The sequence below is a fragment of the Pseudomonas sp. GL-B-26 genome (assembly GCF_019947405.1).
In the GTDB taxonomy this organism is placed as follows: Bacteria; Pseudomonadota; Gammaproteobacteria; order Pseudomonadales; family Pseudomonadaceae; genus Aquipseudomonas.
Genome location: NZ_JAGYGJ010000001.1, coordinates 158,589 through 185,270 on the forward strand (window position 1 = coordinate 158,589; position 26,682 = coordinate 185,270).

Sequence of the window (26,682 nt, forward strand, 5' to 3'; positions counted from 1 at the left end):
ATTCTAGCGCGCTCTGGGAAAAAACAAAGGCCCTAATATTCCTTCAATCATGTAAGCCATTGGCCGCGGAAAAACGCTCGTCGTAAACGCCACTAAACATGTACGAAAAAACCTTTCAGCAGTTCCTTCACTGACAAACTCCAGACAAAAAAATGCCCGGCAAGCCGGGCATTTTTTTTGTGCGTACTTACAAGTTGTAGCCGCGTTCGTTGTGGAGTGCCAGATCGATGCCGACAGCCTCTTCTTCTTCGGTGATACGCAGACCCATGACAGCGTCCAGGACCTTGAGGATGATGAAGGTGACGATTGCGGTGTAGATCACCGTGAAGCCCACGCCTTTGCACTGAATCCAGACTTGTGCGGCGATGTCGGTGACGGTGCCGAAGCCGCCCAGCGACGGTGCAGCGAAGACACCGGTCAGGATCGCGCCGAGGATACCGCCGATACCGTGAACGCCGAAGGCGTCCAGGGAGTCGTCATAGCCGAGTTTGCGTTTCAGGGTGGTGGCGCAGAAGAAGCACACCACGCCGGCTGCCAGACCGATGACCAGAGCGCCCATCGGGCCCACGGTGCCAGCGGCTGGGGTGATTGCAACCAGACCGGCCACAACACCCGAAGCGATACCCAAGGCACTTGGTTTACCGTGAGTGATCCACTCGGCGAACATCCAGCCCAATGCAGCGGCGGCGGTTGCGATCTGGGTCACCAGCATCGCCATGCCGGCAGTGCCGTTGGCGGCTGCGGCGGAACCGGCGTTGAAGCCGAACCAGCCAAACCACAGCATGGCAGCGCCCATCAGGGTGTAACCGAGGTTGTGCGGCGCCATCGGGGTGGTCGGGAAGCCTTTGCGTTTGCCCAGTACCAGACAGGCAATCAGACCGGCCACACCGGCGTTGATGTGCACCACGGTGCCGCCAGCGAAGTCCAGCACACCCCAGTCCCACAACAGGCCGCCGTTACCGGACCAGACCATGTGCGCGATAGGTGCATAAACCAGGGTGAACCAGACGCCCATGAAGATCAGCATGGCGGAGAACTTCATCCGCTCGGCGAAGGCACCGACGATCAGCGCAGGGGTGATGATGGCGAAGGTCATCTGGAAGGTGATGAACACCGCCTCAGGGAACAGCGCCGCGGGACCGGTCAGGCTCGATGGCGTGACACCGGCGAGGAATGCCTTGCCCATGCCGCCGAAGAACGAGTTGAAGTTGATGACGCCCTGTTCCATGCCGGTGGTGTCGAACGCGATGCTGTAGCCATAAATGACCCACAGGATGCTGATCAGACCGGTAATGGCGAAGCACTGCATCATCACGGAAAGAATGTTTTTGGAGCGAACCATGCCGCCGTAGAACAGCGCGAGGCCGGGAATGGTCATGAACAGCACGAGGGCTGTCGAGGTCATCATCCAGGCAGTGTCGCCGGAATTGAGGACTGGGGCTGCCACTTCGTCTGCCGCCATAGCCAGGCTGGGCATTACGAGGGACAACAGGGCTCCTAGCCCTGCGAATTTACGCAGAGTCATATTGTTTTCTCCTGGGGCGTTGGGTTTGTGGCGGCTTAGATTGCGTCGGTATCGGTTTCGCCGGTACGGATGCGAATCGCCTGTTCCAGATTGACCACGAAGATCTTGCCGTCCCCGATCTTGCCGGTGTTGGCAGCCTTGGTTATCGCCTCGATAACCCGGTCCAGATCCTTGTCGTCAATGGCGACATCGATCTTCACCTTTGGCAGGAAATCGACCACGTACTCCGCGCCGCGGTACAGCTCGGTGTGACCCTTCTGCCGACCGAAGCCTTTGACTTCAGTAACGGTAATGCCCTGCACGCCGATCTCGGACAGCGACTCGCGTACGTCGTCCAGTTTGAACGGCTTGATGATGGCAGTGACTAGCTTCATGAAAACTCTCTCCCGAATTGGTGGACTTGCCCCAGGAAAACAAACCCGACTCAAGTCTAAGCGCAGTGCCTGGCTTTGTAACGCATCGTCGGCCTTACCTGCCCGTCCGACGCCTGCTAACCACTCCGCACGAAACACTTCCCCCGTTCCGCTTGGCGCACTGCATTCGTCACAGCGACTGCATCAGTGCATGGGTCACTACCGACTAAGCAGAAAGCTTGCCATCTCGCCAAAACCCACTGATTTCAAGCCTTTGGCCGCTGCTGCAAGCTCCTCCGCGCAAATGATCCGACGTATACGCACAACAACAGTGCGCGGCCGCCCGTCCGCATGCGCGAAAAGCGTGCACCCCTGGCGGCGAGATTGACTATAGACACTGCGTGATACACTGCCCGCCATTGTTGACAGGACATTTCCCATGCTCGCACCCAAAGACTTCCTCGATGCCCTGAGCGGCACCGCCTCCCGCCTCTTCAGCGGCGACACCCCACTGCCGAAAAGCGAAATCGAAAGCCAGTTCAAGGCGCTGTTGCAGAGCGGCTTCAGCAAGCTGGATCTGGTGAGCCGGGAAGAGTTTGATAGCCAGATGGTCGTGCTTGCACGGACCCGTGCACGGTTGGAGAGTCTTGAAGCGAAGGTGGCGGAGCTTGAAGCGAAGCTGAATCCGCCTGCCGAGTAACCCTCCCCTCGATCGCGCCTGCTCCGCGTGGGCATCCGCCTGAAAGATCTATGCTGCATTCGATATGCAGGCCGTTTCAAATACTCAGCTAAAGCCCTGGCCGTTGCGACCGATAGCATTGCAACAACGCATAAACGGTGACGACCTTGCAGTCGTTAACTGGCGGAAAGTTCTCATGAGCATGGGTGGGCAATCGACTGGCCAACCTGTGCGAAAAATCAGACTCACTATCAAGTTTTGAGCGACTTCTGACGGCTGCCTCTCCGAGAGCCATGGTTCTGTAAAAGCAAAAGAAGAATGGAGCTTTTAATGTCGTTACCTGAAGATTTTTCCCCCGCTAAATACTTAGAGCTTCACCCCGATGTCAGCAGGGCAGGGTACGATCCGGCCGATCACTACTTGAGATTCGGTTTGATGGAAGGGCGCGCTTACAAGGGTGACGCGCGTTACGTTGCAGAGAAAGAATACAATCCGCTGCATCCGAAAATCGAAGGCGCTTATCAATACGACGGGCTGGCGTCCAAACACAATCATGACTTCATGGTTGATCCCGCCTTTATGTCGGCCTATGGTCGCGGCGTCGCCGCAGCGGGCGGCGATTATAAATGGTTCTGGAGAGTTCATCTGGGGCTTTGGGCCGCAAGGTCAGCAGCCAAGTACACCGGAGACTTCGTGGAGTGTGGCGTGAATCGTGGCTTCTTGAGCTCCGCGATCATGCATGACCTGGATTGGAACAACACCGGAAGAACCTTTTATCTATTGGACACTTTTGCCGGTCTTGATGAACGTTACTTGTCGGATGACGAAAGGACCGCGGGCGTCTTTGAGCGCAATCGCAAAGAGCTCGCGTCTGGTTTTTACACAACCAATCTCGACTCGGTGAAACAAAATTTTGCAGAGTGGCCCAATGCAAAAATTATTCAGGGCAGCATTCCGGATACTCTTTCCCAGATTGAATCAGACCGAATTGCGTTTTTGCACATTGACTTGAACTGCACTATTCCAGAAGTCGCTGCCATTGATTACTTGTGGGATCGCCTGGTGTCTGGAGCATTTGTTTTGCTGGATGATTACGCCTATTTTGGCTATCAACCTCAAAAGGAAGGCATGGATGAATGGGCTGCAAAAATGAACCTGTCGATTGCAAGCTTACCGACCGGTCAAGGTCTATTGATCAAACCCTGAGCAACTGGACAATCTGATGTCCCTTCCATGGAAACCGCCTGACTGGCGGTTTTTTTTCGCCCTGCCGGGCCTTCACAGCGTGCGGTCACGCAGAGCCGACTTTGTCTTGAGATTCGCGTCGAAACATTCAGCGCAAATTTGAAGGCCAGGTTTTCATGCCAGCGCTCTACCTCCCGTCTACCCTTCAAGAAACCGCAGGAAGCGGTCTCGTCAGCTCAAGGAATGATCATGTCTCTGGCCATCGTTCACAGTCGCGCCCAGATTGGTGTGGAGGCGCCCGCCGTCACCGTAGAAGTCCATCTGGCCAACGGCTTGCCGTCGCTGACGATGGTCGGTTTACCCGAAGCGGCAGTGAAGGAAAGCAAGGATCGAGTACGCAGTGCGATCATCAACTCAGGCCTGCAATTCCCGGCACGCCGCATCACCTTGAATCTCGCGCCCGCCGACTTGCCAAAAGACGGCGGGCGCTTCGATCTGGCGATTGCCTTGGGGATTCTGGCAGCCAGCGTGCAGGTGCCGACTCTGACGCTGGATGATGTGGAGTGCTTGGGGGAGTTGGCGCTCTCAGGCGCCGTGCGGGCAGTTCGGGGGGTATTGCCGGCAGCGCTCGCCGCGCGCAAGGCCGGGCGTTCTTTGATGGTGCCACGGGCGAATGCCGAGGAGGCGTGCCTGGCTTCGGGGTTGAAGGTGATTGCGGTGGATCATTTGCTCGAAGCGGTCGCGCATTTCAATGGCCACACGCCGGTTGAACCTTATGTGTCCAATGGATTGCTCTACGCCAGCAAACCCTATCCCGATTTGAATGAAGTGCAGGGCCAACTCGCGGCCAAGCGTGCGCTGCTGATTGCGGCGGCGGGTGCTCATAATTTGTTGTTCAGTGGACCGCCGGGCACGGGAAAAACCCTGCTGGCGAGCCGTTTGCCGGGGCTGTTGCCACCCTTGGCCGAGAACGAAGCGCTGGAAGTCGCGGCGATTCAATCGGTCACCAGTTGTGTACCGCTGAGTCATTGGCCGCAGCGTCCCTTCAGACAACCCCACCACTCTGCCTCAGGTGCGGCGCTGGTAGGCGGCGGATCGAAACCGCAACCCGGCGAAATCACCCTCGCCCACCATGGCGTTCTATTCCTGGATGAGCTGCCGGAATTTGATCGCAAAGTATTGGAGGTTTTAAGGGAGCCTCTGGAGTCCGGGCACATCGTGATTTCCCGCGCCCGTGACCGCGTACGATTCCCGGCGCGATTTCAGTTGGTTGCCGCGATGAATCCCTGCCCTTGTGGATACCTTGGCGAGCCGAGCGGCCGCTGCTCTTGTACGCCGGACATGGTCCAGCGCTACCGCAACAAACTGTCGGGCCCGCTGCTGGATCGCATCGACCTGCACCTGACCGTCGCGCGGGAAGCTACGGCGCTGAACCCAGCGCCGAAAGCCGGCGACGATACGGCCACTGCCGCTGTTCTGGTCGCCGATGCACGAGAACGGCAACACAAACGCCAGGGCTGCGCCAACGCCTTTCTCGATCTGCCAGGCCTGCGCCGCCACTGCTACTTATCCACAGTCGACGAAACCTGGCTGGAAACTGCGTGTGAACGACTGACTTTGTCGCTGAGGTCAGCCCATCGACTGCTCAAAGTGGCGCGCACCCTAGCGGACCTTGAGCAAGTCGACGGCATCACCCGCGAGCATCTGGCCGAAGCGCTGCAATACCGGCCGAGCACAAATTAGCGGGGATTATTCCTTGGTGAGATCCACCAACGGCGTTTGCCGCACCTCAGTCTGCCGCCCGCCCTGAATCTCGTTCACTCGCTTCAACGCGTTATCCACAGCCCCCTTGTCTGCCAGCAAGCTGTAGCTGATCTGGAACTGCTTCTGCTCCTTGGCCGCAATCGTCGGCACCAGATTCAGCGGTCGTTGATACCGACGGTTGTAGGAAAAGCTCGTTCCTGGCTCAAGACCCGTGACATAGCCCTGCCCTTGGGTGTCCGTGTTTTTCCACAGCGAGAACACCGGCAACTGTTGAGTATTGAAACCCACGGAAACCCCAAGGCTGCCCGCCTTGTTATGCAGCACGGTCAGGGTGTCACCCTTGGCATCGGCATACGGCACGACGTTGTAAACCGTCTCGTCGTAGTCCTTGGTCGGCGCGCGATAGGTTTGCCAGTCCGGCAGATCCCCTTTGGCCTTGTCGTTGAACGGCGAGACCTGTTTCACCGGTGCGGCGAAACGGGCGCCCTGCTCCAGGAATGGGGTGCTGAAGTTGCTGTGGTACAGCGCCTGGTATTCCTTCGGATAATCGCCATTGTTGGTGAGGGTATCGTTGAGGGCGAACGCTACGCTGCCGGGCTCGGTGACCAGTTCGGTCGCGACGGAGAAGTCGACTTTCTTGAATGCCTGCTCTTTCAGTTCGCCGCGCAGGGTGATTGCATACGGTGGTTTTTCATCGATGTGCAGGGTGACTTTGTTCGCGGGGATGTTGGCGGCGCGGCCGTGCAGGGTCAGCAATTCACCATTGTCCATGCCGGGGTGGCCGACCCATTCATAGCCACAGCGGGTGACCAGTTCATTGAAACCTTCCAGCCAGCCCAGCCCGCCGCGACCGTTGAGTTCGATGAAGGACGGGTTGACCACTTCCTTGACCGGCGAATCCCAGCCCATGCGCACATTGCCGACCGACGCCTGCAGGACGTTCATCCCGCGGGTCGGCACTACCGAGAGTTTCATGTTGCCGTTATCGATGTCGACGATGCTGACGCCCTCTTGCCGACCGCCGTGCAAGGTGCGAAGGGTCACGGAGAAGGGTTTGCCGGTTTTTACCCCCAATTGCTGGCTGGTGATCTGCCAGTTTTGGGAAGCTTTGTCGGTGTCGAGCAGGACGTAATCCCAGGCCATGGCGTGGGAAGCAGCGGACAACGCGCTAAAGGCAACGACGAGTTTGAGCGGATTCATGGGTAAGCCTTTCTTGGAGTTGTGCATTTTTTATAACGCTGATGAAACGATTCAGCAAGCTTAAAAAGCACACCTCTGAGCCTTCCCGAGTCAATTCACATTGACCTCATGCAACCTCCGTACACTTACGCTAGTCTCATACGGTTTTGAACCTCCGGCAGATTGACGGCGACATCATTATGACATTAAGGTCGCCAGCTAATTGCAGGAGCAAGAACAGACACCTTTGTCTGTCATTTTTGCGCAACAGAACATAGGGAGTTTGAATGCGCGGGGCACTATTACGCAGCGGTAAGAGCGGGTCATTCACTGCCCTGGGCGAAACAGGTCAACCGGTATACCGGGCGGCCCTGCAATTGCGCGAAGCCATTCGCCGCAAAAACCCTGAAATGGTCGATCATCTGGCCATCCCTCAAAGCGATGAGCTCGGTAACCAGATCGACTGGTACAGCGGCCTCGACGGCGATGTGATCCCGTGGAGCAGTGCGACCGAAGAAGAACGCGCCCCTGCCCGCCGCCAACTTGAAGCGCTGAAGACCGCGCTCGACGAATTGAGCCAGCGTTTCCTGGGCACTGATTCCGGCGAACAGCAGCAAGGCGACAAAGCCGTGTTCGGCAAGCTGCTCAAGCGTGTGATTCATTTCCCCGACGAAAACTTCGTCTATCTGGTGCAAGGCAAACCGGTGCTGACCTTTTGGGGTTTCGAGCATTCCGGTACCGGCAATCGCGATCCTCTGCACTGCCTCTATCAAGTTCCGCCCGCGTTTACGCTGCCACCCGTGGTCGAAGCCGCGCCCGTGGTTGCGCCCGTCGTGCCGGTGGTTGCTCGTCCGTGGTGGCGGCGCTGGTGGTGGTGGCTGTTGCTGCTGCCGTTCCTGCTGCTGCTTTTGTGGCTGTTGCTCGGTCTGCGTGGTTGCGTCCCGATTCCGTTGGTGGCGGTAGACCTGCTGCCTGAGGGCATTGTGCCGGTGGAAAAACAGCTGGAAGAGCCGCAACTGACCGGCAATGTCACGACGCTCAATGGCGTTCCTGTGACGGGCACCGTTGTAGGCTCCACCACGGGAACCGGCACCGCTGTGACCGGAACGAATGGCGTGGAAGCGCCGGCCGTCGAGGGTAACGAGGCTGATGCCGCACCGGCAGACCTGGCCAAAGACCCAGCCAAAGACCCGGCAGCCGAAGCCCCAACCGCGCCACCCGAGAACAAAACCGCGCCGCCGGATGTCACATCGCCCGAAGCAGAAAAATCCGCCGCCGCAAAACCCGGCCCTCCCCTGAGCATTCCGCCAGACGCCGCCGACGGTGCCGCCAAGTTCCTCGACGGCCAGTTCCGCGCCGGTGCCGGTATTCAGGACCGCCGGACCGGCAAACCCCTGCGTCTGGAATACCAGCTCAAGGACGGTAAGGGCGAAGTCACCGTACATCAGGCCGACGGCACCAAATGCAGCGGGCCGGTGAGCGCTACCATGAAGGGTGGCAGCCTGGCTATCGACAGTCAGGGCCAGGCCGTGTGTGGCGATGGCAGCACTTACGACATGCCCAAGGTCAACTGCCGCAAAGGGGCGACCACAGTCGCAGACTGCACCGGCGGTTACGGAAAAGAACAATTCCCCATGTCCATGCGGCACGTGGCCGAATAAAAACGGAATAACCCGACATGTTGCCTGAAGTCACCCAATTCGAAGACACCGTCACGCTGGTCAGCGACACCGGCATCCAGTTCATGGATTTCGCGCTACGCCTGGATCCTCGCAAGGAACCGGCCGGCGAGTTCGCGCCGATGATCAGCGGGCTGATCTGCCGCTTGGCATACAACGAAGAGAAAGACTTCTTTTTCTACGAACCTGAACCGGAAAAGGTCGAGAAAGCCAAACCTGCGTTCAGCGTCGACATGAAAAGCAGCCTCGAGTTGCTGGACGGTGTCTGGCTGCCGACCCCGTTTTTCCGCTTCATGCCGCCGCATCGTTTCGACGAAGGTCCGACCAACTGGTCGCGCATGCGTCTGGTGAAGCTGGCGACGCCCGACATCGACGGCAACACCCACCGCCTGACGATGGCGTTCGACAGCCGCGTGATGCCCAAGCGTGACGGCACCGCCTACCTGGCGCCGAACGAAGAAGACATCAGCTCCGGCGTGTCTTTCAAACTGGCAACCAAGGCCAGCGAAACCCGCTGGTTCCTGGCGCAGCCGTGGGTCAACGAGTGGCTGCTGGAAGTGTTCAACGAGGGCAATGCCCACCGCTCGCGCGCAGAGCTGGACACCGACATCCGCGCCAACTATCACCTGGCGCACTACCTCAACTTGCTCAGCCTGTTGAGCAAGCCATCAGCCGCCCAGCAGTCGACGGCCCGTGCGAAAGTTGAAATCCCCGAGCTGAAAGTAGTCGCCAACGACAGCAATGGCCTGGTCAAACCGATTCCGGTGGACCTGGTGCTGGACGTCGGCAACTCGCGCACCTGCGGCATCCTGATCGAGAACCACGGCCAGGCCGGTTCCGGGCTGAAGCAAAACTACGTGCTGGAACTGCGCGACCTGATCACCCCCGAACACACTTACAACCTGCCGTTCGAAAGCCGCGTGGAATTCGCCCAGGCGTATTTCGGCAAGGACCACTGCTCGGTCAAGAGCGGCCGTCACGATGCGTTTCAATGGGCCACGATTGCCCGCGTCGGCAATGAGGCCAGCCGTCTGGCCAGCCGTCGTCGCGGCACCGAAGGGTCCACTGGCCTGTCCAGCCCGAAACGCTATCTGTGGGATGAAAACGCCTACGGCCACGGCTGGCGCTTCAACTGCTCGTACATCAAGACCGACAGCGAGCCGTACGCCACGGCCGCGCCGTTCTCGCACCTGATCAATGAAACCGGCGAGGCGCTGTACAGCCTCGAAGAAGACGATCGTCTGCCAGTGTTCATGCCGCGTTACTCGCGCAGCTCGCTGATGACCTTCATGCTCGCCGAAGTACTGGCCCAGGCGCTGTCGCAAATCAACAGCCCGGCCCAGCGTTCACGCCAGGGTCACACCCGCGTGCCGCGCCAGCTCAACAGCATCACCCTGACCGTGCCGCCGGGCATGCCGCAGGCCGAGCGCAGCATCCTCAACGAACGCATGCTGCAAGCCATCGGCCTGGTGTGGAAGAGCCTCGGCTGGCATGCCGGCGAGGAAGATCCGCATCAGGATCAGGCCGTCAGCCCGCGCACGCCGATCCCGAGCATCCGCGTGGAATGGGACGAAGCCTCCTGCGGCCAGTTGGTGTACCTGTACACCGAGGTCAACGAGAACTTCGCCGGTCACCCGGAAGAGTTTTTCGACACCATCGCCCGCCCCGACAAGACCGACCGCGAACGCATCACCCTGGCAACCATCGACATCGGCGGCGGCACCACCGACCTGGTGATCACCGACTATCGCCTAGACCGCGCCGGCAACACCGGCAGCGGCAGCAACGTGCACATCGTGCCCGAGCAGCGTTTTCGCGATGGCTTCAAAGTGGCCGGCGATGACATCCTGCTGGACGTGATTCAGGACTTCATCCTGCCGAGCTTCGAAAAAGCCTTGCAGAACGCCGGCGTGAAAGCCCCGGACTCGCTGATGTCACGCCTGTGTGGCGATGAATCGGTCAGCGCCCAGGACATGATTCTGCGCCAGCAACTGAACCTGCAGGTGTTCGCACCGCTGGGTCTGGCGCTGCTCAAGGCGTACGAGCATTACGATCCGCAAGTGCCGCAAGAAGTCACCCCGCAAAGCTACCGCCAATTGCTCGGCGACAATGCGATCAGCCAGACCGTGCTCGACTACGTCAACGCCGCCGTGCGCCGCGATGTCGGCGGTCAGAGCGGTTTCGACCTGTATGACGCGCCGATCAGTTTCGACCTGCAGAAGCTCCACGCCGCGTTCCTCAACGACCAAATCAACATAACCAAGATTCTCGGTGCGCTGTGTGAAGTGGTCGCGCATTACCCGTGCGATGTCTTGCTGCTGACCGGCCGCCCTTCGCGCCTGCCCGGCATCCAGGCGTTCATTCGCAAGGTACTGCCGCTGCCACCGGGGCGCATTCTGGCGCTGCAAAACTACCGCACCGGCGGCTGGTATCCGTTCCACAAGAACGGCCGGATCGACGACCCGAAAAGCACCGCGTCGGTGGGCGCCATGCTCTGCCTGTTGTGCGCCAACCACAGCGTGCCGAACTTCTACTTCCGTGCTTCGGCGCTCAAGCCGTATTCGACCGTCAAGCACATCGGCGTCATTGACCTGAACAACGTGATCAAGGATGCCGACGTGCTGTACCGCGACATCCAGTCCGAAGACTACAAAATCAAGCTGCCGGAAATCGGCGTTGGCGATGCTGCCGACACGCCACAACTGGAAATGCGCGGCGATCTGCGCCTCGGTTTCCGTCAGTTGGCCGCCGATCGCTGGGCCGCCTCGCCGCTGTACACCTTGCGGTTCACCAAGGCCGGTCGGGAGAAGTTTTCCCGCGCGATCGGTGAAAACGGCAGCGCGCCGCTGCTCAAGGTGCGGTTCGAGGTCAAACCGGCGGACAAATACACGCGCAAGCAGGATCTGGTCAGCGACCGCCTCTCGGTTCGCGACATCGAATCCAACAGTAACAACGTCAACTTCAACCCGCGCAGCGACCTCGAGCTGGAACTCAACACCATGCTCGACGCCGGCCTGAGCGAGACCAAGTACTGGCTCGACAGTGGAAGTGTGAAACGCAAATGAATGATCTGACCCCCGATCAAACTCAGCTCTCTGCCAGTTGGGCCGCTGTTTATAACGGTGCCGGTCAGGCTCTGGACTGGATTGGCCAGACGCGCGGCAACGCGCCGCGCCTGGACAGCGAAGCCGACAACCTGAACATCCGCCTGCACCGTGCCCGCAACCTGGCTCAAAGCCTCGGTCGCGTGGCCTGCACGCCGATGACCATCGGCTTTTTCGGCTTGTCCCAGGCCGGCAAGTCCTACCTGATTTCTGCCCTCGCGGCCGGTCAGAACGGCAAACTGGAAACCGATTTCGGTGGCCAGCGCCTGGACTTCATCAAGCACATCAACCCGGTGGGTGGCGGCAAGGAAGCCACCGGCCTGGTGACGCGCTTCAGCCGTCGCGCCACGCCGAGCCAGGATCCGCAGTTCCCGGTCGAGCTGACCCTGTTCAAGGAAATCGAGCTGGCGAAAATTCTGGCCAACTCCTGGTTCAAGGATTTCGACCTTGAACGGATTTCCTACGAGATCGACGAAGAACGCATCCTGCGCGTGCTGAAACCGTTCGAAGGTCGGGAAACCGGGCCGCTGCAACCGGGTGTCAACGCCGACGATCTGGTGTCGCTGTGGGATTACCTGCGGGACAACTTCCGCAATTCGGTGAAGAAACTCGAACACCTGTATTGGCCCACGGCGTTGCAACTGGCGCCACGGCTGAATTTCCAGGAACGTGCCGAGCTGTTTTCAATCCTGTGGGGTGAGCAAAGCGAACTGACGCGCGTGTACCAGCAACTGGCCGGCACGCTGCACAAGCTGGGCCTGCCCGAGACCGTGTTCGCCCCGCTGCATGCCTTGGTGAGTTTCGAAAACGACACTTACAGCCAGCGCGACAGCATCATGAACGTCGACATCCTCGAGCGCTTCGGCAGCCCGCTGGACTTGCCGATAGACGTGCGGCCCCAGGTCGACGGACGCCTGCAAAACAGTCAGGGCATTGCGGTTGCGCAATTGGCGGCACTGACCGCCGAGATGACCTTCGGCCTGATCGAAGCCCCGGCGGACGACATCGTCAACCAGGTCGACTTGCTGGACTTCCCCGGTTATCGCGGGCGCAAGAAACTGCACGAGATCGCCGACTCCAACGACCCGCAATCCGCCACCAAGGACAACTCCGTTTCGCAGCTGATCCTGCGTGGCAAGGTCGCCTACCTGTTCGAACGCTACACCGATAACCAGGAAATGAACGCGCTGGTGGTCTGCACCGGCTCGACCAAGCAGAGCGACGTCAACGACGTCGGCCCGGTGCTGACGCGCTGGATCGAAAAGACCCAAGGCGCCGACTCGGCCGCTCGCAGCAAGCGCGACACTGGTCTGATCTGGGCGCTGACCATGCTCGACCTGCGCATCACCAACTCCCTGAGCCTGACGCCTGATCAGTACGACGAGAGCTGGAACGGCATGGTCAAGCTGACCATGCTGGAGCGCTTCGGCAGCTTGAGCTGGATGAACGACTGGGCCGGTACGCCGTTCCAGAACACCTTCCTGGTGCGCAAACCGCGCATGGACGCGGCGTTCATCGAACAAGACGCGACGGGTGCCGAAACCGGCCTCAATGCCAGCTACCAGGAGCGCGTCGACGCCCTGGGTACAAGCTTTGCCGGCAACGACCTGGTGTGCAAACACATCCACGATCCTGCCAACGCCTGGAAAGAAATGCTGCGCAACGATGACGGTGGCATCAGCCACTTCAGCGGTAGTTTCAAGGGCGTAGCCAATATCGAATTCAAACTGCAGCGCATCCGCGAGCAATTGAGCGAATGCCTCGAAGGCCTGACCACTCATGGCCTGAGTACCTGGTACCACGCCGACGGCGACGGTGCCGCTGCCGCCAAGAAAGCCCAGGCGCAGATGATTCTGTCCGGCCTGGGACGTCGTCCGGCGGTACTCGGCGAGTTGATCGATCAACTCGACATGCCGAGTGAAGAGGTCCGCGACCTGTACCTCAGTGGCGTGTACGAAACTGATGACGAGTCGGCCGCGAACGATGAGCCAGTCGCCCCGACACCGAGCCAGAGCCTGTATGGCAACGACGCCGGTTTCGATTTCGATTTTGGTGACGACACGAGCCCTGACACGCCGGTCAGCAGCAACACCGGCACCCCGGCACCCGAACTGCAAAGCAACGAGCACCGTTTCGCCAAAGCCGCGTTCAAGGCCTGGATCGCACACCTGCGTGAACTGACCACCCGCCAAAGCCTGCTCAACCTGCTCGGTCTGGAAAAGGCCTTGTTGGAAGCGGTGGTCGACGAACTGATCACCGCCGGTTATCGCCAGGACTTGCCGGGGCAACTGAGCCGCGCAGTCCTCAAACGTGCACAAAGTGGCGCGCGGCGCGATCAACTGGTCGAGCGCCAGGTCCTGGAAGTGCAACGGGTGCTGCGCGATTTCGTGTCGTGGTTCGGCTACCTGCAGAAGCCGGTGAGCGAGCGTCCGAACAGTCGCGCCGGAACCAAGGCGCCGCTGTTCTCGTTCTACACCGACATCAGTCCCGGACAAGTGCCCGTATTGTCGGCGCAACCGGCGAATCAGGCGCAGCGGTATCTCGGCGACTGGCTCTCGGGCCTGGCCTACATCACGCAGGACAACGCCGGCCATGGTGCCGGTCGCGAAATCACCCCTGAACAGAATGAACGGCTGGGCCAAGTGCTCACAGCCTTCACAGCGAGATAAGCAATGCCAATTCGTGTCGACCTGCTCGCGTTAGAGCCCAATGTGCCTGGCCAGGCCCGCCTCACTGTGAAGAAATGGCAGGGTGGCGAGGAACAGCTGGAGTTTTCCATTCAGCGTAACCAGGACGGTTTTTACCTCCAGGACCACAAGGCCTGGAGCAACAATCCATTCTGGTTCAAGGTCTCGCGCTTCAACGTCACGGCCAGCGGCGAAGGGCTGGAAGCGCAGGTCGGCCCGGACGTGGTCGACCCGCTGCTGGAAGGCGGCGCCAACTCGCAATTCCAGATCGAACTGCGCGAACAGAGCCAAGGTCACGCCGACAAAGGCGTGGTTCGGCCAGGTGTTGGCGTGTTGCCGTCCACGGCCGGCGGCCAGACGCGCTCGACCTACGGCGGCGCCGATCTGACGGCGCCGAGTGCACCGGCACCGGAAATCCCGGAAATCCCGGAGCTGCCTGAACTGGTCCTGTCCACCGCCGAGCCCGAAGTGGAATTGGAGTCGGTACTCACCGAGCGCGACTACACGCCGTCTCCCGCACCGGTGAAGAAAAGCAACAAAGGCCTGATCGGCCTATTGATTGTCGTGTTGTTGCTGCTGGCAGCGGGCGGCGGATTCTGGTTTTACAAACGCACTCCGGCGCCAGCCCCGGTGGCCGCAGCCCCTGCCGGCGCACCGGCCGGCGCTGACACTCAAGCCTGCACCCTCGAGAGCATGAACAGCCTGCCCGAATTGACCTTCGTCCAGACCTGCATCAAGGCTGCGCCCGACAGTGCCAAGTTGCTGGAGATCATCAACCAGGCCAAGGCCGGCAAACACTGCGGCGTCGCCCAGCGCTTGTACGCCAACCGTGCCCAGGCCGGTGACGCGCTGATCGCCAACGCTTATGCCCGCGAATACGACCCTAAATACCTGAAAGCCAGCGAGTGTTTCCCAGTCGCGGACAACGCCACTGCCGCCTATTGGTACGAAACGATCCTCACCCAGGACCCGAACAACGCCGAAGCCAAACAGCGTTTCGAGGAGTTGCAGAAGTGATGCGTTCGCCCCTGAGTCGATTCCTGTTGAGCGGTGCCACGTTGCTGGCGCTGTGCATTAGCCCGTTGTCCCAGGCCGATGACAAACCGCTGATCCAGGCCGGTAAAAAGACCTTGTTCCAGCGCGTGCTGACCACCCCGGGCTGCAAGCTCAGCCCGACGGCGGGCGGTGCCGCAGGTGACGCACAACCGGTCTTCAGCCGCTTTTATGTGTACGAGCGTGCTCAAGCGGCGAATGCCGAGTGGCTGAAAGTCGGCCCCGACAGCTACGGCAAAACCATTGGCTGGCTTCCTGCCAGCTGCACCACCGACTGGAAGATGCAGCTGACACTTGCCTTCACCAACCCGGCCAACCGCGACCGGTTGCTGTTCTTCAAGGACCGCGCCACCGTCGAAGGCATCCTCGATGCGCCGGACCCGGTCAGCAAAGTCGCGCCGCTGCGGGCCACGCTGAAAAAGGGCAAACAAGCACCGGGCGTACTGGCCGAAGAACCTGAATACTTCGTCGACCTGCAAAAGCAGTTCTACCTGCTGCCGGTGCTCAGTGGCGAAGAAGTCATGACCGAAAGCGGTTTCCGCACGCGCCTGCTCAATGTCGCTTCGGTCAGCAAGCCGGATGACAAGAACGCCAAGGGCGGCGGTGCTGCCAACAGCGCTGCCGGTGGCAAGGAAGCCGAAGACAAAACGGCCAGCCAACTGAAAGAATTCAGTGCGGCGGTGGTGTTTGTCATCGACTCGACGATTTCGATGGACCCGTACATTGACCGTACTCGTGAGGCGATCCGCAAGGTTTATCAGCGGATCGAAGCGCAGAACCTCGGCAAGCAGGTCAAGTTCGGCATGGTGGCTTTCCGCTCCAACACCCAGGCGGTGCCGGGGCTGGAATACACCACCAAGATGTACGCCGACCCTACCAAGGTGAAAGACAGCGCCGACTTTTTCGCCAAGATCGCCGACCTCAAACAGGCCACCGTCTCGAGCAGCAGCTTCGATGAGGACTCATTTGCCGGCGTCATGGAGAGCATCGACAAGGTCGACTGGAGCCAGTTCGGTGCGCGCTACGTGGTGTTGATCACCGATGCGGGCGCCATCGAGGGCGACGACAAACTGTCGAAGACCGGGTTGAGCGCAGCGCAGGTGCGTATCGAGGCCGCCAATCCGGGCGTAGCTATCTATACGCTGCACTTGAAAACCCCAGCCGGGGCCAAGGACCACACCAAGGCCGAGGCGCAGTACCGGGACCTGTCGACTTACCCTGGCACCAACACCTCGCTGTACTACCCGGTAAATGCGGGCGATGTGCAGGAGTTCGGCCGCAAGGTCGATGCACTGGCCGCCGCAATCACGACGCAGGTGAAAGCCGCCTACATGGGCGAAGACGCCATCGGCAGCGCGGCGAACGCCAAGCAGGACCCGGCCGAGAAGAAAATGCTCGAAGACGCGGCACTGATCGGCCACGCCATGCAACTCGCCTATCTGGGCGAGAAGACCAACAGCAAGGCGCCACCGGTGTTCAAGGCGTGGATCACCGACCGCGACCTGATCAAGCAGAACATCCCGACCACCGATGTGCGGGTGCTGCTGACCAAATCCCAGCTCAGCGACTTGAGCGACGTGATGAAGCAGATCCTCGACGCCGCCAACGAAGGCCTGATTTCGCCGACGGAAATGTTCGAGCGCCTGCGTTCGGTCGCTGCGACCATGGGCGCCGACCCGAATCAGCTCAAGCAGAACAGCAAAGCCAAACTGGCGGACATGGGTGTGCTCGGCGAGTACCTCGAAGACCTGCCGTATCAGAGCGAAGTATTGAACCTGGACGAAGAAACCTGGAAGAGCTGGGATGGCCTGGCGCAGGAGAAATTCATCCGCACGCTCAATACCAAGCTGCGGCACTACCAGCGTTACAACGCTGACGTCGACCGCTGGGTTGCTTTAGCCAAGGACAGCGATGCGCGGGACAACGTGTACCCCGTGCCACTCGAAATGATGCCTTAACGAGACGCTGATGCTCGATATCAAGAACTTGCTGGTGCGCCGTGGTGACGGCGCGTTGGCCCATCACGTGCGCCTGCCGCATTTGCAGGTCGGTGCCGGAGAAATCCTCGCCATCACCGGCGAGAGCGGCAGCGGCAAAAGCACGCTGCTCGAAGCCATCGGCCTGTTGCTGGCGCCGGTCGAACTCGAGCGTTTTCGGCTAGGCGCAACCCACGATCAGGACATCGCCCAACTGCTTGCCAGCGATGATCAGCCAGCCTTGGCGGCGGTGCGCTCCCGGCATTTGGGGTTCATTTTGCAGAGCGGCGGCTTGCTGCCGTTCCTCAGCGTGCGCGACAACATCAGCCTGCCGCGCCGTTTGCTCGGGATGTCGGTGAAGAGCGAGCACATCGACCACGCCGTTGACGTGTTGCGCCTGCAAGGGTTGCTGGATAAACAACCTCAGGCCTTGTCGATCGGCGAACGCCAGCGCGTTGCCTGTGTGCGCGCCATTGCCCATGAACCGCTGCTGCTGTTGGCCGACGAGCCGACCGCCGCGCTCGACCCTCACAGCGCCCGGCGTTTGTTCGAGTTGCTGCTGAGCCTGGTGTCGAACATGGGCCTGAGTGCGCTCGTCGTGTCCCATGACTGGGCCTTGCTGAAGGATTTCGGCTTACCGCGCCTCGGCGCTATCAGCCGTCAGGGAGAGACTCTGTTTGAACCGATGGACTGATCGCTTGCGCCTGCTGGGCTCACTGGCGCTGCAAGACCTCTGGCACGACCGCAAGGTCTCGCTGTGCATCGCCGCCTCCTTGGTGGCGGTGATCGCGCCGTTGCTGCTGCTGTTCGGGCTCAAGCACGGAGTGGTCAGCCAGTTGCAGGGCGAACTGCTGCGCGACCCACGCAACCTTGAAGTGAAGATGCTCAGCAACGGCAACTACGACACTGCATGGATCGAGCGTTTGCGCCTGCGCCCCGAAACCGGTTTTGCCCTCGGCCAGACGCGCTCGCTCAATACCCAGGCTGACCTGCTGATCGGCATGCAACGGTTTGTCGAAGGCGCTGAAATCATCGCCACCGAGCCGGGCGACCCACAACTGAACCTGGCGCCGCTCAACCCGGTCGGCAATCAAGTAATCCTCAGCGCCCGCGCCGCGCAACGCTTGCAGGCCAAGGTCGGCGACAGCGTGCAGCTGCGAGCCTTGCGCCGTCTGGAAGGTGTTAACGAGCGCGGCGAGATGACGCTGACGGTGCTGGCAGTGCTCGACGGCGCCCGCTTCGGCCGCGCTGCCGGGTTTGTCGCCCCGCCGCTGTTGCTGGATCTGGAGCGCTTTCGCGACGGTTATCAGGTCAGTGCGTTCGGCGTTGAGACCGGCAAGCCTCTGGGCAATCTGCAACCGCTGTATGCTCGCGCCCGTGTGTATGCGCGCGACATCGATCAGGTCGCGCCGCTGGAGCACTGGCTCAACGAACAACACATCGAAACCTCGAGCCGGCTGGCCGACATCGATAACGTCAAAGCCATCAACCATGTGCTGGGGCTGATCTTCGGCGTGATCGCCGTGGCGGCGCTGATCGGCTGCGTGGCGTCGATGGTCGGTGCGTTCCTGGCCAACATCGACCGCAAGCGTAAAAGCCTCGCGGTCCTGCGTCTGCTGGGTTTCAAGCGCCGGGCCGTCGGCGGTTTTGTGGTCTTGCAGGCGCTGGTGCTGAGCCTTGCTGGCTACGTCGGCGGGCTGGGGTTTTATGCCGTCGGCAGTCATTTGTTCGACTACCTGCTCGGCAGCAGCCAGGCCACCGGCACCTTCGTTTGCCACATCACTGTCTGGCATGGCATTGCCGCCCTGCTCCTGACCTTTCTGGTCGCCGCATTGGTGGCCGTGATCGGCGCCCTGCGAGCCATCAACATCCAACCTGCGGAGAGTCTGCGTGAGCTATAAACGTTTTGGCTTGCTGTTGCCCCTGAGCCTCGGCTACCTGCTCGACACCTCGGCGGCGGGCTGGGAAGAGAAATTTTACAACCCGATGCCGGATGCCGCCGACGTGGTGCTGCCGATGCCCTGCGAAGGCTCCATGGTATTTCGCAAGGTGTTCATTCCGGTGGCCGGCCCGCTCGACGACTATCCGATCAACATCGGTCAGGACGGCGCGGAATACGGCTACGTCGAACAGACCCGACCGACCTTTATCGCCGGCAGTTTCACTGGCGCGAAAAACGACAAATCCCGCTACTACCTGATGGCCAAGTACGAAATGAGTCAGTTGCAATACGCTGCGCTGACCGAAGCAACCTGCCCCACCGCCGCCACCAAAATGCGCGTGCCGCAAACGGCGGTGAGTTGGGTGCAAGCCATCGACGCCGCCGACAAATACAACCTGTGGCTGCGCAAAAACGCTGCCGGCAAATTGCCGAAAGAAGACGGCGCGCTGGGCTTCCTGCGCCTGCCGACGGAAGTCGAGTGGGAGTTCGCCGCTCGCGGCGGCCTGGAAGTCGGCGCGGCGGAATTTCGCGACACGCGTTACCCGATGCCCGACGGCATCAACGCTTACGAGTGGTTCGCCGGGGCGCAATCGTCCAACGGCAAAGTGCAGTTGTCCGGCCTGCAAAAACCCAATCCATTGGGCCTGCACGACATGCTCGGCAACGTCGACGAGATGATGTTCGAACCGTTTCGCCTGAACAAACTCGACCGCCAGCACGGCCAGGCCGGCGGCTACGTCGTGCGTGGCGGCAACTACCTGACCGCGCAGGCCGACCTGCGAACTGCGTTGCGCAAGGAAGAGCCGTATTACAACGCCGACGGTCAGGTGAAAAACAAAACTACCGGCCTGCGACTGGTGCTGGTCTCCCCGACCCTCACCTCTCGCGAACGGGTCGCCAGCATCGAAAGCAGCTGGAAGAAACTCGGCACCGGCAGCAAGGAAACCGAATCCGCCGACAAAGGCACCGTGCAATCTCTGAACAGCCTGGCCTCGGGCGTCGAAGACAAAGCGCTCAAGGAAAAACTCCAGGCGCTGGAAAACCAGCTGCGCGCCAGTAACCAGCAGCAGGAAGAAACCCGTGACCAGGCGATTCGCGCCAGCCTCAATCTGGGCGCATTCTTGTGCACCAAGATGCTAGACGACGGCCAGTACGTGGACTTCCTGCAAAAAAACTACAAACTTAATTGCGAAGCCGCGGACAAAGATGCGAGCTGCGACATGCGCAAAGGCAAGCTTGACGAGCAGAAGGATCGCCTGCACAAACTCAGCCGTTACTACGCCAGCAGCCTGGTGGAATCGGCGACCTTGTACGGCCAGCCATTGCTTGAAACGCAGGTCCCGGTGATGGAAGAAATCATCACCCGCAACAAACAGCTGCAAGACCTCAAACCTTACTTGCGCACCCACTGGGCCAATCAGAAGACGTTCCTGCAAAAGCAGAAGATCGACACTGAAGCCTGGCTGAACAGCTGCAAAACCGTCACTCAATAACAACATGCCCACACCGTCACCTAGGAGTTTCACCATGTCGCGCAGCCTTTGGACTCGCTTCAAGCTACAGATCGCTTTCGTACTCGCCGGCAGCCTGCTGCTGACCGGTTGCGCCAACACCGGTAGCTCCATGCTCGGCGACAGCGACGGGACCGACCCGCGCCTGACCCAGGGTCAAGACGCAGAGTTCTTCAGCAAGTCCGGCTACCAGGCCTGCGCCGTCGGTGCCGGTGCCGGCATCCTCGCTTGCGCGCTGTCCAACAGCAGCAACAAAGCCGTGTGCGCCGTTGCCGCCGGTATTACCGCGTGTGGCGTGGCCATGGGCGCGAACTACTACCTGGATCAGCGTCGCAGCGAATACTCCGACACCACCACCCGCCTGGCTAAAATGAACAGCGACGTCGAACGAGACACCCAGAACGTGATCGCCCGTACCGAGACCGCTCAGCAAGTGATCAAAGATGACCAGGCGCAAATCGCCCAGATCAAAAAGGACATCGCCAACAAGAAAGTCGACAAGACCAAGGCCCAGGTGCAAATCGCCGAGATCGATTCGAACATCGCGCGCCTGCGTAAAGACCTCGGCAACATGCGCGTCAAAGTCACCGAGTACACCAAAGTGGCAGACGCCGAGCGTGCACAAGGTGCCGCCGGCGCCGAGATCAAGCAGGTGGACATGAACATTATGAAAATGAACCAGAAAGTCGCTGCCCTGCAGAAGGAAGTCGACGGTCTGTACAGCCAACGCTCCGCAATCACCCTGGGCTAAGCACATGACGCTACGACAACTGGCGGTCCTCACTGCCGTCCTGGCCTTGAGCGGTTGCGCGACCAAGCCGGGCGAATGCGATGCGACCAATCGCGACAGCAGCATGCTGACCAAGATGAACTGCGACTACTCCGGTGGTTACAGCGATCAGGTCAAGCAGAAGGAACTGGCCCTGAGCGAGTCCCGTCAGCAAAACGCAATGTTCCGAAAGGTGTACGAGGACATTCAGGCCCAGCAACTCAGCACGAAAACCGACCTGGCGAGCCAGCAGAAATCCCAGGCGGCGCTGAATCAGTCGCTGGGGCAACTGCTGACCTCACTCAAGGCCCGGCGCGGCAATGAAAGCCAGGTGCAGAAGCAGATTGCCGGCCTCGAGCAGCAGCTCAAGGCTTCGCAAGCGGCGCCAATGGCCAAATCAACGCCAGCGACGCTGGCGGCCAAGCAGCAAGAACTGAAGGCGCTGCAGAAGAAGGTCAACCAGCTGCAATTCAGCCTCGGCTACGAAGAGTAACTTTTCACCCCGCAGGCCTCCCGACGGAGGCCTGCACTTTTTCAGGAATCGTCGTCATGCAGCGGGTCATCAGGGATGCGCAAGCCACACCGGAGGGGATGAGTGCGCTGCAAGCCAAAGTCGCCCTCATCCAGAAACACTTTCCGCCGACCGTCGCCAGCCTGTTTGCCATCCCGCGGATGGGCAGCGGCGACGTGCTGGAATGGTGGACCGAACTGGGTGGCCAACCCACGCCCTACGCCGACCTCAACGAGGACGCGCAACGACGTTTGCTGGAAACCTATGAAGTGCGTCAGACGTCCCTCGGACAGCTGGCGGACGAACTGCAAAAACGCGGTCAACCGACGGAAGCGCAAGACCTGCGCAGCCTGCTCGGCACGCCGGAGCTGGACAAACTCTACAGCCTCAACGGTGAGCCGTTGGTGGTGCGCTGGAACCTGCGTCCGCCCAAACCGATCGTGCCGCCGGTGGTTCCAGTGGTGCCGGTTGTTCCGCCGTCGCGCCGTGGCTGGTGGATCGCGGCGGCCTTGCTTGCGCTGCTGTTGCTGCTGGCGCTGTGGCTCTGGTGGTTCCTGCACCGTGAACCGGTGGTCGTGGTTCCACCGGTAGCGCCGGTAGCGCCAGTGGTGACGCCAGTGGAAAAACCGGTTGAGCCGGTACCCGAGCCTGTCGTGGAACCGGAACCTGCTCCAGCACCAGAACCAGTACCCGCGCCAGAACCGGTACCGCCACCCAAGCCGGTCCCACCACCAAAACCGGTAGTGGCCGCGCCGCCACCGCCACCGCCGCCACCTCCAGCCCCGACGCTGGACAACTACGCGTGCCGTAAAAAAGCGCCTGATGCCGTGCCCCCGCAATTTGTGGTGGTACTCGACACCTCGGGTTCGATGGATTTGAACATCAAGTCGGTGAAATCCGATGAGGACTGGTTCTTCGGCAATGAGATGAACAAGTACCTGGACCCGAACCGCACCATGCAGATCTTCGCCAAGCCCAGCCGCATGGACGTCGCCAAGGACTCGCTGGCCGGCATGATCAATGGCCTGGACCCGAAGATCGACACGCGCCTGATCACCTTCGCCGGTTGCGAAAGAACACCGGACCAGGGCGTGTTCAAGTTTGGCGACCGCCCGCGGCTGATCAACGGGATTCGCGGTCTGGTTCCCAACGATGGCACACCGCTGGCCGACAGCCTGGCCTACGCCGCCAGCAAGGTCGACGGGCGCAATAACGATGCCGTAATCGTGATGTTCGTCGACGGCGAGGACGGTTGCGATAAAGACGCCTGCGCCGTGTCCCGCCAAATCGCCAGGGAACAACCGCGTCTGCGGGTTAACGTGGTGAAAATCGGCGCCGGTGGCCCGTCGCGCTGCATCGCCGAAAACACCGGTGGCAGGGTTTACAACAGCACCAATGCGGCTGAATTGGCCAAACAGTTGAAACTGGCGAGCAAGGAAGTATCGAGCAATGCCAAGTGTGACTAGCTTGGGGGCAGATCCTGAATTGAGGTGACCCCATCGCGAGCAAGCCCGCTCCCACATTAGATCGGTGGTGAACACAAAATTTGTGATCACTGGAGATCAAATGTGGGAGCGGGCTTGCTCGCGAAAGCTATTTCAAAGGCGCCTCAACGAAACCGGTCAACCTCATGCCGCAAGTCCGCCGCGAGCTTCTCCAGCTCTTTGGCCGTCACCGCCAGATTGGACACCACTTCCCGCTGCTCGCTGTTGGCCAACGCAATGCTTTGCAGGTTACTGCTGAGCAACGTCGCAGTACTGCTCTGTTCCTGGGTCGCCGTGGTAATCGCCGCAAACTGTTGACCGGCAGAACGGCTCTGCTCGTCGATCCGCGCCAGGGCTGAAGCCACATTGGCGTTGCGCGACAGGCCTTCCTGCATCAATACGTTGCCCTGCTCCATGGTGCTGATGGCATTACCGGTTTCCAGCTGAATACTCTGGATCATCCCGGAAATCTCGTCCGTCGCCTGGCGAGTACGTGACGCCAGGTTGCGAACTTCATCGGCCACGACCGCAAAACCACGACCCTGCTCGCCGGCACGAGCGGCTTCGATGGCGGCGTTGAGCGCCAGCAGGTTGGTTTGATCGGCAATCGAGGTAATCACACCGACAATGCCGCCGATTTCCTGGGAGCGCTGACCCAAGGTATTGATCACCGTCGCCGTGCTGTTCAGCGCGCCAGCGATTTGCTCCAGGGACGAGGACGCTTCGTCCATCGACGTACGACCGATCTGGGTTTGCTGTGCGTTTTCCTGGGCCAAACGCTGAGTGCTGCCCATGTTGTCGGCAATGTTCAGGGAGGTGGCGCTGAACTCTTCCACGGCGCCGGCCATGCTGGTGATTTCGCCCGACTGCTGCTCCATCCCTTCATAGGCACCACCGGACAGACCGGACAAGGCCTGGGCGCGGCTGTTGACCTCTTGCGAGGCCTTGCGGATGTGCTCGACCATGGTCGACAGCGCTTGGCTCATCTGGTTAAACGCGCGAGCCAGCTGACCGATTTCGTCATTGCTCGATACGTTCAGACGCACGCTCAAATCACCGGCGCCCAAGGCTTCGGCCTGACGCACCAGATCACCCAGCGGCGCGAGTTTGCTGCGCAACAGCCAGACGGCCGAACCCACAGCGATCAACATTGCCAGCAGACTGCCAATCGCCAATTGAATGCCGACGCTCCAGGTCACGGCACGAATTTCGGTTTTCGGCATGCTCGCCACGACCGACCACGGCCCGCCTTCAAACGGTACGGCAATGCTGTAGAAATCTTCGGACTTGTCACTCCAGAACTCGCCCTTGCCCGGCGTCTTCGCCAAGCCAACGATGGTCGGAGCCGCCTGATCCAGCGCTTGTACGCCCGCGATCGGCACCAGCCATTTGCTCTGTTCATCCAGCAGCGCCAGGGAACCGGTCTGGCCGATACGGAAACGCTTGAGGTTGGCGAACTGCGCGTTCTGCGCGTCGGTGTAGTCGAATCCTACGAACAGAACGGCAATCACCTTACCGCCGCTGTCACGTACGGGGGTGTACTGAGTCATGTAGGAGCGTTCGAACAGCAGGGCGCGACCGACGTAGGCCTGCCCCGCCATCAAGCGGGCATAGGCCGGGTTCGCGTGATCGAGCAGCGTACCGATGGCCCGGCTGCCGTCCTGTTTGCTCAGGGACGTGCTGACCCGGATGAAGTCTTCTCCGCTGCGCACAAACACCGTCGCCACGCCGGCGGTCATTTGCTTGAACTCGTCCACTTCCTTGAAATTGTTGTTCAGCACTTCGCTGCCCAGGTGCAGCCCCGGCGTCTGCGCGCCCGCTACCGCCACCGGTTCATCCGGGTGCACGCTCAAACCGGCGCTGAAGCGCTTCTCGAACAGACCGCTGAGGCGCTGGGTGCTTTCACGCAACGTGCCGTGAAAGGTGCTCAACTGATCGGCCAGCAACCGGGCTTCACTGGCCAGGTGCTCTTCGCGGGTGGCGAGGTTGGCGCTGTCCAGCGAACGCAGGGCGAACACGGTACTGCCGCTGATGACAATCGCCAGTATCACGGCAAGCGCAAGACCAAGCTGTGAGGCGATCCGGGCACGAGGTTGAGACATGACAGCTCCTGGCCGAGTGACCGGATCATCCTGATCACGACGCACACTCAGCGAAATTTCTAATGGGAATTACGTCGAACCTGCACGAAGGTTCCACCTGCATTTTCGGCGGAAAATCTGAATACTTGAGTAATTAGCCGGGATATGGCTCGAGGCCGCCATTGCGGCGGCTCTATCGATTCAGCCCAAGTGTTGAACGTCGGGCAATTCCATTGCTCGGGCTTCGCCTTGCAGGAAGTCGCTGAGCCTGCGCAAACGTTCACCACCGGGGCGAGTTTTCGGCCAAACCAGGTAATATTTCTCACCGCTGGCGACGGCCGTCGGCCACGGCAGACTCAGACGTCCCTGAGCCACATCTTCCGCCACCATCAGCAGATCGCCCATGGACACGCCATAACCTCGGGCGGCGGCGATCATGCCCAGTTCCAGCGTGTCGAACACCTGCCCGCCCTTGAGCGACACCTGATCCGCCAGCCCCATGCGTTCCAGCCAACTGCGCCAGTCGCGACGATCCGGTGTCGGGTGCAGCAGTTCGGCATTGGCCAACCGTGCGACATCCCACGGTTGATCCTGCAGAAGATTCGGCGCGCCGACTGGAATCAGCTCTTCCGGGAACAGGAAACTCGCCTCCCAGTCCGGCGGGAAATTTCCGTTGCTGAGAATGACAGCGCAGTCGAACGGTTCATGGTTGAAGTCCACCGAGTCGACGTCCATCCAGGCGCTGGTCAATTGCACCTCGTTGCCCGGTTGCAGGTGCCGAAAGCGGCTGAGCCGTGCCAGCAGCCAGCGCATGGTCAGGGTCGACGGCGCTTTCATGCGCAGGATGTCATCTTCGGCGCGCAAGGTATTGCAGGCCCGCTCCAGGGCGGTGAAGCCTTCTCGAATGCCGGGCAGGATCAGCCGCGCCGACTCGGTCAGTTGCAGATTGCGTCCGCTGCGGTGAAACAGCCGACAGGCAAAATGCTCTTCGAGCGTACGAATGTGCCGGCTGACCGCGCTTTGGGTGATCGACAGTTCTTCAGCAGCGCGGGTAAACGAACTGTGCCGCGCCGCCGCTTCGAATGCGCGCAGGGCATACAAGGGAGGAAGACGACGGGACATCGGGAAAGCTCCTATAGCGAGATTCGGTCACCCTAGCAGAAACTCTCCAGCATGAGTTTGAATCATGCAACCCATCCT

Annotated in this window: 19 protein-coding genes; 14 read left to right on the forward strand and 5 right to left on the reverse strand. The window is 60.5% G+C overall.

The window, feature by feature from the left end; all coding sequences use genetic code 11:
* Positions 1–187: 187 nt before the first annotated feature.
* Positions 188–1,525 (reverse strand): ammonium transporter, encoded by a 1,338-nt coding sequence (locus KGB23_RS00785; protein WP_150657653.1) that lies wholly within the window; start codon positions 1,523–1,525, stop codon positions 188–190.
* Between the two features lie 35 nt (positions 1,526–1,560).
* Positions 1,561–1,899, reverse strand: a complete 339-nt coding sequence (gene glnK, locus KGB23_RS00790; RefSeq protein ID WP_002555808.1) for a P-II family nitrogen regulator — start codon at positions 1,897–1,899, stop codon at positions 1,561–1,563.
* 418 nt (positions 1,900–2,317) lie between these two features.
* Between glnK and KGB23_RS00795 the strand changes: the two genes are divergently transcribed.
* The 3 genes from KGB23_RS00795 to KGB23_RS00805 all read left to right on the forward strand — a co-directional run bounded on the left by KGB23_RS00795 (position 2,318) and on the right by KGB23_RS00805 (position 5,485).
* Positions 2,318–2,578: an accessory factor UbiK family protein gene (locus tag KGB23_RS00795; RefSeq protein ID WP_008076132.1), complete on the forward strand. Its 261-nt coding sequence runs from the start codon at positions 2,318–2,320 to the stop codon at positions 2,576–2,578.
* Positions 2,579–2,887: 309 nt separating this feature from the next.
* The gene (locus KGB23_RS00800; protein ID WP_223429537.1) at positions 2,888–3,763 is read left to right on the forward strand and encodes a TylF/MycF/NovP-related O-methyltransferase; all 876 of its coding nucleotides are present in this window, start codon (positions 2,888–2,890) and stop codon (positions 3,761–3,763) included.
* A 228-nt stretch (positions 3,764–3,991) separates the two neighbouring features.
* Positions 3,992–5,485, forward strand: coding sequence for a YifB family Mg chelatase-like AAA ATPase (locus KGB23_RS00805; RefSeq protein ID WP_223429538.1), 1,494 nt, complete (start codon positions 3,992–3,994; stop codon positions 5,483–5,485).
* Positions 5,486–5,491: 6 nt separating this feature from the next.
* Here the strand turns inward: KGB23_RS00805 and KGB23_RS00810 are convergent, their stop codons facing one another.
* A complete protein-coding gene (locus tag KGB23_RS00810) occupies positions 5,492–6,706 on the reverse strand; it encodes an aldose 1-epimerase family protein (RefSeq protein ID WP_223429539.1) in 1,215 nt (404 codons plus the stop codon).
* Between the two features lie 266 nt (positions 6,707–6,972).
* On the opposite strand from KGB23_RS00810, the gene KGB23_RS00815 reads away from it, so the two are divergent.
* Genes KGB23_RS00815 through KGB23_RS00865 form a run of 11 tightly spaced genes read left to right on the forward strand, consistent with a single transcriptional unit; the run spans position 6,973 to position 23,383 of the window.
* Entirely contained in the window at positions 6,973–8,346 is a 1,374-nt protein-coding gene (locus tag KGB23_RS00815) for an SrfA family protein (RefSeq protein WP_223429540.1), read from the forward strand.
* Between the two features lie 17 nt (positions 8,347–8,363).
* On the forward strand, positions 8,364–11,429 hold the full coding sequence (locus KGB23_RS00820; protein WP_223429541.1) for a virulence factor SrfB: 3,066 nt from the start codon (positions 8,364–8,366) through the stop codon (positions 11,427–11,429).
* Complete coding sequence (locus KGB23_RS00825) at positions 11,426–14,137, forward strand: putative virulence factor (RefSeq protein WP_223429542.1); 2,712 nt, start codon at positions 11,426–11,428, stop codon at positions 14,135–14,137. The genes KGB23_RS00820 and KGB23_RS00825 overlap by 4 nt, the downstream gene beginning before the upstream one ends.
* 3 nt (positions 14,138–14,140) lie before the next feature.
* A complete protein-coding gene (locus tag KGB23_RS00830) occupies positions 14,141–15,172 on the forward strand; it encodes a hypothetical protein (RefSeq protein WP_223429543.1) in 1,032 nt (343 codons plus the stop codon).
* Positions 15,172–17,166, forward strand: a complete 1,995-nt coding sequence (locus tag KGB23_RS00835) for a vWA domain-containing protein (protein ID WP_223429544.1) — start codon at positions 15,172–15,174, stop codon at positions 17,164–17,166. The genes KGB23_RS00830 and KGB23_RS00835 overlap by 1 nt, the downstream gene beginning before the upstream one ends.
* A 10-nt stretch (positions 17,167–17,176) precedes the next feature.
* On the forward strand, positions 17,177–17,878 hold the full coding sequence (locus KGB23_RS00840; protein WP_056738715.1) for an ABC transporter ATP-binding protein: 702 nt from the start codon (positions 17,177–17,179) through the stop codon (positions 17,876–17,878).
* Positions 17,862–19,085 (forward strand): ABC transporter permease, encoded by a 1,224-nt coding sequence (locus KGB23_RS00845; protein WP_223429545.1) that lies wholly within the window; start codon positions 17,862–17,864, stop codon positions 19,083–19,085. Before KGB23_RS00840 ends, KGB23_RS00845 begins: the two co-directional genes overlap by 17 nt.
* Positions 19,075–20,619, forward strand: coding sequence for an SUMF1/EgtB/PvdO family nonheme iron enzyme (locus KGB23_RS00850; protein ID WP_223429546.1), 1,545 nt, complete (start codon positions 19,075–19,077; stop codon positions 20,617–20,619). The genes KGB23_RS00845 and KGB23_RS00850 overlap by 11 nt, the downstream gene beginning before the upstream one ends.
* 34 nt (positions 20,620–20,653) lie before the next feature.
* Positions 20,654–21,388, forward strand: a complete 735-nt coding sequence (locus tag KGB23_RS00855) for a hypothetical protein (protein ID WP_223429547.1) — start codon at positions 20,654–20,656, stop codon at positions 21,386–21,388.
* A gap of 4 nt (positions 21,389–21,392) precedes the next feature.
* Positions 21,393–21,899: a hypothetical protein gene (locus KGB23_RS00860; RefSeq protein WP_150657666.1), complete on the forward strand. Its 507-nt coding sequence runs from the start codon at positions 21,393–21,395 to the stop codon at positions 21,897–21,899.
* A 56-nt stretch (positions 21,900–21,955) separates the two neighbouring features.
* Positions 21,956–23,383, forward strand: a complete 1,428-nt coding sequence (locus tag KGB23_RS00865; RefSeq protein WP_223429548.1) for a vWA domain-containing protein — start codon at positions 21,956–21,958, stop codon at positions 23,381–23,383.
* A 143-nt stretch (positions 23,384–23,526) separates the two neighbouring features.
* Here the strand turns inward: KGB23_RS00865 and KGB23_RS00870 are convergent, their stop codons facing one another.
* Both KGB23_RS00870 and KGB23_RS00875 read right to left on the reverse strand, forming a co-directional pair.
* Positions 23,527–25,503 (reverse strand): methyl-accepting chemotaxis protein, encoded by a 1,977-nt coding sequence (locus tag KGB23_RS00870; RefSeq protein ID WP_223429549.1) that lies wholly within the window; start codon positions 25,501–25,503, stop codon positions 23,527–23,529.
* A gap of 180 nt (positions 25,504–25,683) precedes the next feature.
* Positions 25,684–26,604: a LysR substrate-binding domain-containing protein gene (locus tag KGB23_RS00875; RefSeq protein WP_046045061.1), complete on the reverse strand. Its 921-nt coding sequence runs from the start codon at positions 26,602–26,604 to the stop codon at positions 25,684–25,686.
* Between the last annotated feature and the right edge of the window lie 78 nt (positions 26,605–26,682).